Source organism: Rhizobium sp. Rhizsp42 (assembly GCF_047304155.1).
In the GTDB taxonomy this organism is placed as follows: domain Bacteria; phylum Pseudomonadota; class Alphaproteobacteria; order Rhizobiales; family Rhizobiaceae; genus Rhizobium.
Genome location: NZ_JBGLYS010000014.1, coordinates 130,661 through 141,516, shown reverse-complemented (window position 1 = coordinate 141,516; position 10,856 = coordinate 130,661). Strand labels below are relative to the sequence as shown.

Annotated in this window: 12 protein-coding genes; 1 reads left to right on the top strand and 11 read right to left on the bottom strand. The window is 59.7% G+C overall.

The window, feature by feature from the left end:
- The 9 genes from ACCD05_RS15710 to ACCD05_RS15670 all read right to left on the bottom strand — a co-directional run.
- Positions 1-257, bottom strand: a 257-nt coding sequence (locus ACCD05_RS15710) for a Gfo/Idh/MocA family protein (RefSeq protein WP_413393790.1), incomplete at its 3' end; no start/stop codon positions are given.
- A 95-nt stretch (positions 258-352) separates the two neighbouring features.
- Positions 353-1,150 (bottom strand): TIM barrel protein, encoded by a 798-nt coding sequence (locus tag ACCD05_RS15705; protein WP_413393788.1) that lies wholly within the window; start codon positions 1,148-1,150, stop codon positions 353-355.
- A gap of 184 nt (positions 1,151-1,334) precedes the next feature.
- Positions 1,335-2,363 (bottom strand): LacI family DNA-binding transcriptional regulator, encoded by a 1,029-nt coding sequence (locus ACCD05_RS15700; protein ID WP_112989654.1) that lies wholly within the window; start codon positions 2,361-2,363, stop codon positions 1,335-1,337.
- Between the two features lie 272 nt (positions 2,364-2,635).
- Positions 2,636-3,538 carry a bifunctional methylenetetrahydrofolate dehydrogenase/methenyltetrahydrofolate cyclohydrolase FolD gene (gene folD, locus ACCD05_RS15695; protein WP_112989652.1) on the bottom strand — a complete coding sequence of 301 codons (903 nt, stop codon included), beginning with the start codon at positions 3,536-3,538 and terminating at the stop codon, positions 2,636-2,638.
- A gap of 3 nt (positions 3,539-3,541) precedes the next feature.
- The gene (gene purU / locus ACCD05_RS15690) at positions 3,542-4,426 is read right to left on the bottom strand and encodes a formyltetrahydrofolate deformylase (protein WP_112950547.1); all 885 of its coding nucleotides are present in this window, start codon (positions 4,424-4,426) and stop codon (positions 3,542-3,544) included.
- A 48-nt stretch (positions 4,427-4,474) separates the two neighbouring features.
- The gene (locus tag ACCD05_RS15685) at positions 4,475-5,293 is read right to left on the bottom strand and encodes a 3-methyl-2-oxobutanoate hydroxymethyltransferase (protein ID WP_112437448.1); all 819 of its coding nucleotides are present in this window, start codon (positions 5,291-5,293) and stop codon (positions 4,475-4,477) included.
- A 32-nt stretch (positions 5,294-5,325) separates the two neighbouring features.
- Positions 5,326-6,552 carry an FAD-dependent oxidoreductase gene (locus ACCD05_RS15680; protein WP_112437446.1) on the bottom strand — a complete coding sequence of 409 codons (1,227 nt, stop codon included), beginning with the start codon at positions 6,550-6,552 and terminating at the stop codon, positions 5,326-5,328.
- A gap of 9 nt (positions 6,553-6,561) precedes the next feature.
- Positions 6,562-6,876, bottom strand: a complete 315-nt coding sequence (locus ACCD05_RS15675) for a MocE family 2Fe-2S type ferredoxin (RefSeq protein ID WP_018897618.1) — start codon at positions 6,874-6,876, stop codon at positions 6,562-6,564.
- A 23-nt stretch (positions 6,877-6,899) separates the two neighbouring features.
- Positions 6,900-7,988 carry a fatty acid desaturase family protein gene (locus tag ACCD05_RS15670; protein WP_112437447.1) on the bottom strand — a complete coding sequence of 363 codons (1,089 nt, stop codon included), beginning with the start codon at positions 7,986-7,988 and terminating at the stop codon, positions 6,900-6,902.
- Positions 7,989-8,133: 145 nt separating this feature from the next.
- Between ACCD05_RS15670 and ACCD05_RS15665 the strand changes: the two genes are divergently transcribed.
- Positions 8,134-9,162, top strand: coding sequence for a LacI family DNA-binding transcriptional regulator (locus tag ACCD05_RS15665; protein WP_112950546.1), 1,029 nt, complete (start codon positions 8,134-8,136; stop codon positions 9,160-9,162).
- Between the two features lie 30 nt (positions 9,163-9,192).
- Here the strand turns inward: ACCD05_RS15665 and ACCD05_RS15660 are convergent, their stop codons facing one another.
- The gene (locus tag ACCD05_RS15660) at positions 9,193-10,308 is read right to left on the bottom strand and encodes a Gfo/Idh/MocA family protein (RefSeq protein ID WP_112950545.1); all 1,116 of its coding nucleotides are present in this window, start codon (positions 10,306-10,308) and stop codon (positions 9,193-9,195) included.
- 110 nt (positions 10,309-10,418) lie between these two features.
- Positions 10,419-10,715: a MurR/RpiR family transcriptional regulator gene (locus ACCD05_RS15655; RefSeq protein ID WP_112436979.1), complete on the bottom strand. Its 297-nt coding sequence runs from the start codon at positions 10,713-10,715 to the stop codon at positions 10,419-10,421.
- Between the last annotated feature and the right edge of the window lie 141 nt (positions 10,716-10,856).

Genomic DNA, 10,856 nt, shown 5'->3' with positions numbered 1-10,856 from the left:
CCCGCGCGGGCGAAGCGCTCGATCAGGTCGGCGTGGGTGTCGGTCGGCGTGCAGATGACGACGGCGTCGATGTCGCTCGCGGCTTCGATCGCCTCGATGGTGCGGACGTCGCAACCATAAGCGGATGCAATGGCGTTGGCCGCCTCCGGAAAGGCGTCGGCAACCGCCACGAGCCTTGCATTGGCATCGCCGCTGACTGCCTTGGCGTGAACCTTGCCGATACGACCGGCACCGAGAAGACCAAATCTGACTGTCATGAAAACCTCCCTAAAAAATAACCGCACGCGGTCGGAACGAATGGATCGCCGAAGTCGGTTCGAGCTCTCGCAGACCGACCCGGCTCCCATTGGATTTATGCGGCCGCGTTGGCGGCAACTCCGGCCTCAATGAACGCCATCGACGCCTTGATGTCCTGGTAGGGATCTTTCACTTCATGAACTAAAGGCGAGAAGCACTCGTAAGAGATCGGACCCTTGTAGCCGGCTGCGAGGAGTGCGGCGATCTGGCCAACATTGTCCAGTCTGTCGTCGGCGCCCACGAACAATCGGTGCTCGTCTTCCATCTGGTCCACGCGCAGCGATGGATCAGCCACGGCGGAGATATGGACGATCCCGGTGTTCTCGGGGAAAATGGCGCCACCGTCGGCGAGCACGTGATGGAAAGTGTCGTGCACGAGCTTGTACCTGTGGCTGGCGCCAAGTGCGTTGATCTCCGACACGAGCTCGGATTTGCTTCGCAGCGACGAGCGACGGAAGCCTAACGGCTCCACCAACGCCGTCATGTCAGCGTCCTCCAAGAGCGGCAAAATCTCGCGCAGTGCTTCAGCAAGGTGCGCCTTGCGTTCCACTTCGTTGGTATCCAGGCCCTCGTTGCGGGGGATAAGGCTGATGGTTTCGGCGCCCGCCGCCTTGGCGACAGCGATAAGTTCCCGCACTTCACTTTTGATCGCCGGCGACCAGATGTTAAACGGATAGACCTGGGAAAGACCGACAAGACGCAGTCCCTCGTTCTGGGCGATCCGCCCTGCCTCCGCCGGCGCTAGCCCATCAAAAAGCGGCCGCTTCAAATCGTTGCGGACTTCGACACCGACGCAATTCAGCGATCGAGCCAGCACCAGGAATTCCTGGTAGCTGAGGTGAGGTGTCGTCATTTGGTTCAACGCCCATTCCATAGCTAGTCTCCTCTCCCATCCACACGGGCGGAACCGAACCGCCCTCCCAACTGGCTATGGACTGTCCAATGACAAATTCACTATGCCAGAACAATGGCCGCTCGCGGGAATACGTCTTCTGTGAGGTGGAGGCTAAGAGGCCGTGAGGTTTTCGCCTCACACACTATACTGAAGGCGGAAGATATATTTGGGGCTCCAGGAAGCGCTGACCGAGTTGCTGTGTCTGACCGTTTATGACAGATCGAACCATCAGTTCGATTGTCTCGCGGCACAAAGCGGCCAATGGGGTACTGATGACCATTGTGGCGTAGCCGTCCGACAGCGCCGCACGGCTCACCGTCGTAATTTCGTTTACAACCAGCGCGACCTCACCGGGCTCACGCATTTCGCGCAGTGCCGCGATCGCACCCTCCATGCCGCCTCCGGCAACGCAGATGCCCGCCAGGTCGGGATAGCGTTCAAGAAGGGCGAGGGTCGTCTCATAGGTAAGCTGGCGAGTTTCGAGGTTGATGACGGAATCCAGCAGAGCCAAGTCTGTACCGGATTGCCTAAACTGAGATCGAAATCCTGTCTCCCGCAACTCGTGACCGACCCAACGGTTGCTACCCATAAACAAGGCTACCTTCCCGGGGCCCTGGGCCGCCGTCGAAATCATCCATCCAGCAATCTTCCCTGCTTTGAGGTTGTCCAGTCCGATGTAGTGCTCCCGTGCGCCCGAGGCAAAGTCGTTCAGCAATGCGAAAACAGGCTTGCCCCTTTGCCGCAAGGTCTCGGTGGCTGCCGTGACCGCGTGATGATTGACGGCGGTACAGGCTATCGCGTCGGTGTGCTCTCCGATCGCGAGCATTGCTTCCGCCATGTCGGAGGGCGACTGCGATGATACGAAACGGACGAGCGGCGTCGCTCGCACATCCTCCCGTGCTATCGCAGCTGCTTCGAGTTCATTTTTGAAATTCTGGTAGAACTCCTGCTTCTCCTTGATCAGGACAAACCCCAGTCTCACACGGGTGAGCTTGATCGCAAGTTGTTGATCAATGAGATTGGCGCCGTAGTAACCCAGCCTGTGTGCCGCCTCGGCAACTTTGCTGGCGGTCTCGGCACGGACATGACCACGCTTGTGCACAACACGGTCAACGGTCGCCTTGCTGAGGCCAGCCTCTTCAGCGATATCTTCAATTCTCACTCGCCTCATGATGTTCACCTCGTCAACGCGGAAACACGTTTTTTGAGGTCTTGAGGCGATTGCGTCAACTGGGTTCCTGCAGACAGGCGTGGCTTTAGGCCTCGCGAGAATGAGCGCGAACAGTCAGACAGCGTTCTGGAGCGGGCGCGATGAGGAGATTTGGTGGCTTGGCAATTAACGTCTGCTGCGCTCAACGCCAGACGACCTTGCCCTGCGCTTGCGACGAGCGCCTAATGATCACAGAAGTGAGAATGACCTCGACAGCTCTCCAGTAAACCGCGCTAACGGAAACGGGGCGCTACCTGACCGGCGGCGCGGTGCGCGGCAATCACGGTGTTGGCCATCAGCATGGCAATGGTCATCGGACCGACGCCACCCGGAACAGGCGTAATGACATCCGCGACCTCGGCCGCCTCGGCGAAGGCGACATCGCCCACGAGGCGGGTCTTGCCCTCACCCTTTTCGGGCGCTGCGATACGGTTGATGCCGACGTCGATGACGGTGGCGCCGCGTTTGACCCAATCGGCCTTGACCATCTCGGGACGACCGACGGCGGCAACCAGGATATCGGCGTTGCGGCAAACGGACGGTAGATCCTTTGTTCTCGAATGCGCGATGGTCACCGTGGCGTTGGCGTTGAGCAGAAGCTGCGCCATCGGCTTGCCGAACAGATTAGAACGGCCGACCACGACGGCGTTGAGGCCGGAGAGATCCTCGCCGTGGGTGCGGCGCACGAAGACCATGGCGCCGGCGGGCGTACAGGAAACAAGGCCGGTCTCGAGATCGCCGACCGCCAGCTTGCCGGCGTTGACGACGTGAAGACCATCGACATCCTTTTCAGGCAGGATCGACTGGATGATCGGCTCGGAATTCAGGTGCTTGGGCAGCGGCAGCTGCACGAGGATGCCGTGGATCGTGTCATCGGCGTTGAGCGAGGCTACCAGCGCGGCCAGTTCTTCCTGCGTCGTCTCGACGGGCAGCGTGTGCTGCACGGACTTGAAGCCGCATTCCTTGGCCATCTTGCTCTTGGAGCCTACGTAAGCGTGGCTTGCCGGATCGTCGCCGACGATGATGACCACGAGACCGGCCTGAACGCCGCTCTGCTTGTCCAATGCCGCGGTCGCCGCCTTCACCGTGTCGATGACCGAAGCTGCAACCTGTTTACCGTCGATTACTGTCGCCATCGTTCAGCCCATGCGCTCGGAGGCGTAGCTGCCCGGGCTTGCCGGGAAGACCACGGTGCGGTTGCCGTTCAGGAACACACGGTGATGGATATGGGCGTGGATGGCGCGGGCGAGCACCTGGCTCTCGACATCGCGGCCGATCGAGACGTAATCATCGGCCGACTGCGCGTGGGTGATGCGCGCCGTGTCCTGCTCGATGATCGGGCCTTCGTCGAGGTCGGCGGTGACGTAGTGCGCGGTGGCGCCGATCAGCTTCACGCCACGCTCATAGGCCTGCTTGTAGGGGTTGGCGCCCTTGAAAGACGGCAGGAAGGAGTGGTGGATGTTGATGATGCGGCCGGACATCTTCTTGCACATGGCGTCCGAGAGCACCTGCATGTAGCGGGCGAGCACGACGAGTTCCGTACCGGTCGATTCGACGATCTGCATGATCTGCGCTTCGGCCTCGGGCTTGTTTTCCTTCGTCACCTTGATGTGGTGGAAAGGGATGTCGTGATTGACCACGACCTTCTGATAATCGAAGTGGTTGGACACCACGCCGACGATATCGATCGGCAGCGCGCCGATCTTCCAGCGGTAGAGTAGGTCGTTCAAGCAATGGCCGAAGCGCGAAACCATCAGCAACACCTTCATGCGCTGGTCGCCGTCATGAATTTCCGCGGTCATCTCGAATTTCTCGGCGATCGGCTGGAAGCCTTCGCGGATCGCGGAAAGCGCCGCACCCTCTTCGGAGATGAAGCTGACGCGGGTGAAGAACATGCCTGTCGACAGGTCATCGAACTGCGAGCTGTCGATGATATTGCAGCCCTTGTCGGCCAGATAGGTCGAAATCGCCGCAACGATACCGCGTGTAGATTTGCAGGCCACCGTCAATACGTAAGTCGTCATTTTTATTCCCATGTCTCTGAACTGTAATAGAGAGCGATTTGACGGCGCTCAGTCTTCCGTCTTGACCAGATCCTTCTCAACATGGGCGAGAAAGGCTTTCAGCTCGTCCGTGTCTATCGACACGAGGTGACGTTTGTCCGGGTATGCGCTGGACTGAACGTCAGCCACGAACTCGCTGAAGGCAGCGACCCGCTCGCGCTGCAGCAGATCATACTCGGACGCGAAGTCGCGGTAGACCTTGGCATGGCGGGGATAGTGATCGCGGTTGGCACCGAGCACGTCGTCAGCGAATAGATACTGCGCATCGCAGCCGCTGCCCGCCCCCATTGAGATCATGAGCATCGACGTGTTATTGCTGATGATCGCGGCGACATCACCCGGAACGACCTCAATTTCGACAGCGAAGGCACCGGCCTCCTCAAGCGCTTTCGTCTGTCGCCAGATTTCGATCGCGCTCAGCGCGGTCTTTCCCACTGCCCGGAAGCCGCCGGTCCACGTCGCTTTCGACGGTATGAGCCCAACGTGACCGCAGACAGGAATGCCTTCCTCGCGCATGCGGCGGATGATCCGCGGGCTCGCCGCACAATAGACCGCATCGCCACCGGCCTTCAGGGCGATGAATGCCTCACGCATATACTCCTCGGCCGACACGTAGTCGCCGTACTCGAGACCAGGGATCGCAAAAGGCGATGGTGCGGCCTCGCGAAATGCCGGGCCAAGAAGAGCTGGTGGTACAGAGACGATATCCACAGAGGCCTGCTGAGCGGCCTCAGCTTCATCTAGCGTCGTGACGCGCAGCATGGTGAGCTGACGTTTGCCTTTTAGCGACAGGAGATCGGCTACGGTCGGCCGGCCGTGTTTCTTCATCGGATTGTCCTTTTCCAAAGATCGATTGCCGCTCACTCGGCCAGCAGGGATTTGAGTTTGACGCCGGCGTTGACGAGCGCTTGCGGATCGGGATGCGAGCGGACAGCGATCAGCATCTCAGCAAGGCGGATGTCGCGCGCCACCGCGTTTCCTGGGCCGATTCCGCTTGCGGCGATCAGCCTTCCGGCCTGATCGAGGTGAAAGAGAATGAAGGCCCCGTCCCCAATGTCCCGGCGTAGGTGCTGGACAGCGCCTTCAGCAAGGCCGGCGATCTGAAGCGTCATGTCGTACTGGTCCGACCAGAACCAGGGCACGGCGGAGATTGTCTCGCCGCCTCCCATCATGTTGACCGCCGCCATCGCGCCCTGCTCCTGCGCATTGCGCCAGGATTCGAGACGCACTCGCTTACCCCCATAAAGATCGAGCGGGAACGAGCAGCAATCTCCGGCAGCATACACATCGGGCGCGGACGTCCGCAGTTGTTCATCGACAGCAATCCCGTTGTCGATCGCGAGTCCAGCCTGCTCCGCCAGCGCTGTGTTAGGTACCGCACCGATCCCGACCAGGACGAGGTCCGCCTGAATGACGTCGCCACCTTTGAGACGGACAAGCGCCTTGCCCGCATCCTCGGTGAGCGCCTCAATCGCGACGCCGCAACGCACGTCCACGCCTTCAGCACTGTGGCGTGCCGTCGCGGCGGCGGCGATATCTTCGGGCACGCCGCGCTTCAACACGCGTTCAAGTCCTTCGATCACGGTGACCGTCGCTCCGAGCTTGCGGGCTGTCGCGGCCAGCTCGAGCCCGATGAAGCCACCGCCAATAATCGCAATGTGCTTGCCCGGCTGCATGGCGGCGCGCAGTGCGACTGCATCGCCATGGGTCCGCAGCAAACGGATATGCTGGCTCGTCACAGGCGCCCCCGGAAAGAGCCTCGGCCGGGCACCAGTTGCAATAAGCAGCTTGTCATAGGTAAGCACTCGCGCATCGGACAATGTCAGCTGCCTCGCCCCGACATCGAGCCCTTCCACCGCGACGCCGATAAGCAATGCAATGCGCTCCTCGGCGTAGCGTTGCTCCTCGGCGACATACTTTGGATGTTGGCCATCCCCGAGTGCTGCTTTGGACAATGGCGGGCGCTCGTAGGGAGCGTGCGGCTCGTTACCGATCAGCGTGATGTCGCCGTCAAAGCCCTTCTCCCGCAGCGTCCATGCGGCTCGAGCGCCGCATTCTCCGGCGCCGACAATCACGAAATGGGACATGGTCGCCCCTCAGATCGAAATGAAGACGGAATCGCCTTCGACCTTGACCGGATAGGTCTTCAGATTGACGCAGACGGGCGCGCCTTTCGCCTCGCCAGTCTTGTAGTTGAAGCGACCATTGTGTTTCGGACATTCGATGATCTCGTCCATCACCAGCCCGTCGGCGAGATGAATTTTTTCATGGGTACACAGGCCGTCGGTTGCGAAGAACTCGTCGTCGGGGCTCCGATACACCGCAAAGGTTCTGCCGGCGTGGTCGAAGCGAAGCACGTCCTCCTCGTCGATATCGTCCTTGGCGCAGACTTCGATCCAGGTCTCACTCATGATTTTCCTCCCATGTAGACTGATTACTGTGCAGCCGGGGCAAGCTCGGCGTGAAACTCCTCGCGATAGGGCCGCGCGCTGTCCGGCAGCTCGCGCTTCAGGAAATAGTCCTCGTTGCGCAACTGACGCAGGAACGCCGGGATCATTTCGCGATAACCAGACCACATGGACGGGTTTGGCGCCGGCAGATCATGCTTGATCATTGCGTGGAGGCGGGGAAGCGCGTGATAGGGCACCATCGGGAACATGTGGTGCTCGACGTGGTAGTTCATATTCCAGTAAATGAAACGGCTGATCGGGTTCATGTAAACCGAACGACTGTTCAGCCGATGGTCGATGACATTGTCGGCTAGACCGCCATGCTGCAGGAGCCCTGTCATGACGTGGTGCCAGGCGCCATAGAGCCTCGGAAGGCCGATCAGAACCAGCGGCAACCAGGAGCCCATGATCAGCGCGGTTGCGATCGTCGCAAGGTAAATGACGAGCCAGATACGGGCGATGCGGATTGCGCGGGATTGCTCGGATTCAGGTACGAAGGTCTTTTCCTCGGCACTGATGATGCCGGCTGCGTTGCGCAGCATGTCGATCATCGCGTGATAGGCATCGAGCAGGCCGAAGGCATTGAGAACGAGCCGAAAAAGGTCCGGTGGCCGCATGACGGCAATCTCGGGATCGCGACCGACAATAACCGTATCGGTGTGATGGCGGGTATGGCTCCAGCGCCATGTTACCGGGTTACGCATGATCATGAAGCAGGCGATCTCGTAGACCACGTCGTTCATCCAGCGCGTTTTGAAGGCGGTACCATGGCCGCATTCGTGCCAGCGGCTGTCGGATGCCGAGCCGTAGAGTACGCCATAGGCGAGGAAGAACGGTACTGCGAGCCAGGATCCCCAGCAATAAGCCCCGAGCCCGCCAAGAATGACCATGCTGCCCAGCCAGATGACCGTGTCGCGAATTGCCGGCATGTCGGAACGCTGCATCAGCGCCTTCATATCCTTGCGCGGCACGTCTGTGTGATACCACTGCGCGGCAGCGAGTCCGGTTTCAACTGCCGTACGGGCACTTTGCCCAAGCAGGCTGTAATCGCGCTTTGGCACGTTCGTCGTCATTTCCGCCTCCCAAGCCGGCCTCCAACCGCCGGTGAAGCTTAAGATAGATTGACTTATCCAACCGCTCAATGCAGCCTTGCTATTATCTATCAAAAAATATCATAAAGCTGGATGAAGGAATGACAAATTACCTCAGGAGCAAGCGATGGGCCGTCCAACAATCGCAGATCTAGCCCGGGCTTCCGGCGTCAGTGTCGCAACGGTCGACCGCGTATTGAATGGTCGTCACGCTGTCCGCGAGGAGACCGCAAGACGGGTTTATGATGCCGCCCAGGAAATCGGCTATCATGCCGTAGGATTGATCCGAAAAAGAGTCTTCGAAGATCTGCCCCGACACCGGCTGGGCTTCCTTTTGCAAAAGCCAATGCAACCCTTTTATCAGAGCTTCGCGAAGGAGATCGAAGTTGCCGCGCGCTCAGTGACGACTGCACGCATTCAAGCCGAAGTGGACTTCGTTCAAGCCAGCACTCCTGCGGCCATTACCGAGAAGTTGAAAGCGCTGGCGGCTCGAAACCAAGCAGTCGCGCTCGTTGGCCCCGACTATCCAGCTGTTTCCACAGTTGTCGAGGAACTGAAAGACAAGGGAATTCCGGTCTTCGCCCTTTTGTCCGATTTTGCTGCCGGCGTGCGCGATGGTTACATCGGCGTTGATAACCGCAAAGTCGGGCGGACGGCAGCCTGGGCGGTCGCAAAGACGGCGGCGCAAGCGGGAAAGGTTGCGCTTTTCGTCGGCAGTCATCGGTTTCACGGGCATGAGCTGCGCGAGGTCGGCTTCCGTTCCTATATGCGCGAAAACGCGCCCGAGTTCGAGGTGCTCGACACGCTCGTCAATCTCGACGCAGCCGATATCACTCATGAGGCAACAGTTGATCTGTTGCATCGGCATCCCGATCTGGTCGGCCTCTACGCTTGCGGCGGCGGTATGGAAGGCGCTATTGAAGCAGTACGGGAAGAAGGTTTCAGCGGAAAATTAGCGCTCGTCGTCAATGAGTTGACGCCCGACAGCAAGGCCGGACTTGCCGATGGCACGGTTGCCATGGCGATTGGCACTCCACTTCCTGCGATGTGCTCGGCGGTCATGCGTCTTATGACCGCCGCGATCGGCGATCGTGACGCTGCCGTTCCTGACCAGGTTTTTCTGCCCTTCGACATTCACATTCCGGAGAACATCTAGCTCGAGACCCCATCACCCCAGAGCCTTCACTCAGGCGATCTCGATCCAGCGGCGCTGGTGATAGGACTCTGCCATGGCGTGAACAGACTTTTCTATCCTAAGACCGTCTTCGAATGTGACGATCACCGACGGCTCACCGGAAATCGCACGAATGAGTTCGCGGCATTCGATGATCTTCAGATCGTTGAAGCCAAGGCCGTGACCTGGCGCGGGAATGAACCGGTCATAGGGATGGTGGGCGGGTGCGGCCAGGATTTTGCGGAAACCCTGCTCGCTGCCGCGGCCGTCGGCCTGATAGAGTTCGAATTCGTTCATGCGCTCCTGGTCGAAGGTGATCGCGCCTTTCGAGCCGAATATCTGCAACGCGATTCTTCCCTTTCGACCCCAGGCGGCGCGGTTGGCCATCAACACGGCGGAAATGCCGCCGCCAAGACGCATCAGCACATTGGCCGCGTCGTGATTCTCGACCGGGCGCCGTCCACCGTCCTTTGTGGGGCGATCGGCATAGGGCTTGGCCATGTCAGTGACGACAGCCTCGACATGGCCGAAGAGATACCAGAGCAAGGACAGAGGATGGACAGCGAAGTCGTCGAGCGCGCCGTAGCCCGCCGACAATTCGCTCTTCCAATAAAAGAGCGCGTCCGGATCGGCCATGAAGTCCTCGTCCATCTCGACGCGGATGTGATTGACCTTGCCGATGGCGCCTTCGCCGATCAGCGCCTTGATGTGGCGGATAACAGGGTTCTGGATATAGTTGTAGCCGAGCACGGCCACCTTGCCGGCGCGCCTGGCTGCATCCAGCATGCGCACGGCATCAGCAAAGGCGGGCGCCATTGGCTTCTCGCACCAGACATGCTTACCGGCTTCAAGCACCGCAATCGCCATCTCGGGATGAAACTGGTTCGGCGTGGTGACGGAGACGACATCGACATCGGGGTCGGCGATCAGTTGGCGCCAGTCTGCGGTCGCCTTTTCAAAGCCGAATTCCGAGGCGCGCGCATCGGCGAGATCCTTGTTCGCCTCGGCCAGATGCACGAGGCGCGGACGCTCGACATCGCCGAAGACGGTCTTGACCGCATTCCATGCAAGCGCGTGGCACTTGCCCATATAGCCCGTGCCGACCAAGCCGACGCCCAACGATTTCATTTGCGCTCCGTGTGTTGTGTTTGAGAATTCTGGTAATCGGATCGCAATCCGAAAGGCGGTCCGCATTCATGCGATGGATCGGCGCGAGACGCCGCATATGGCTAAATCCCTCAGGAAGAAACTGCGTGCGCCGCTGAACTGGCCAACACATGTTGCCTGAAGAAGCGCCGAAACTCGCTGAAGTTTGTGAAACCGAGGGCGTTGGCCGTCCGAAACACCGTGGAGGGTGCCACGGAACATGCCGAAGAAATCGATTGAGCCGTCCCGAAGGCGATGAGAGCAGGCTTCTCTAATGCGAAGCGCGCAACGCGCTCCGATTGTTCCGGAAACTCGCAAGCCCGCGCGGCGATCATGTTCTTAAGTTCCTGGAGATCTTTTGGTTCGCTTGCTGAAAGACGGTGTTTCATGGCGGTTTCCTTAGGGCTTCAGTGCACTAGACCGATCTTTCGCGGCGTACGACGAGGCGCGGCCGCCAGTTTTTGTTCGAACGCGTTTCAGCTGCTTGAAATACGTCGTGCGGGGAATGCCCCCGCACGACCAGCGCCTTG

Coding starts and splice junctions, on each gene's coding strand:
- folD (WP_112989652.1), bottom strand. CDS start 3,538: ATGGCGACAGTAATCGACGGTAAACAGGTTGCAGCTTCGGTCATCGAC.
- ACCD05_RS15685 (WP_112437448.1), bottom strand. CDS start 5,293: ATGAAGAAACACGGCCGGCCGACCGTAGCCGATCTCCTGTCGCTAAAA.
- ACCD05_RS15675 (WP_018897618.1), bottom strand. CDS start 6,876: ATGAGTGAGACCTGGATCGAAGTCTGCGCCAAGGACGATATCGACGAG.
- ACCD05_RS15670 (WP_112437447.1), bottom strand. CDS start 7,988: ATGACGACGAACGTGCCAAAGCGCGATTACAGCCTGCTTGGGCAAAGT.
- ACCD05_RS15665 (WP_112950546.1), top strand. CDS start 8,134: ATGGGCCGTCCAACAATCGCAGATCTAGCCCGGGCTTCCGGCGTCAGT.
- ACCD05_RS15700 (WP_112989654.1), bottom strand. CDS start 2,363: ATGAGGCGAGTGAGAATTGAAGATATCGCTGAAGAGGCTGGCCTCAGC.
- ACCD05_RS15705 (WP_413393788.1), bottom strand. CDS start 1,150: ATGACGACACCTCACCTCAGCTACCAGGAATTCCTGGTGCTGGCTCGA.
- ACCD05_RS15660 (WP_112950545.1), bottom strand. CDS start 10,308: ATGAAATCGTTGGGCGTCGGCTTGGTCGGCACGGGCTATATGGGCAAG.
- ACCD05_RS15680 (WP_112437446.1), bottom strand. CDS start 6,552: ATGTCCCATTTCGTGATTGTCGGCGCCGGAGAATGCGGCGCTCGAGCC.
- ACCD05_RS15655 (WP_112436979.1), bottom strand. CDS start 10,715: ATGAAACACCGTCTTTCAGCAAGCGAACCAAAAGATCTCCAGGAACTT.
- purU (WP_112950547.1), bottom strand. CDS start 4,426: ATGACGACTTACGTATTGACGGTGGCCTGCAAATCTACACGCGGTATC.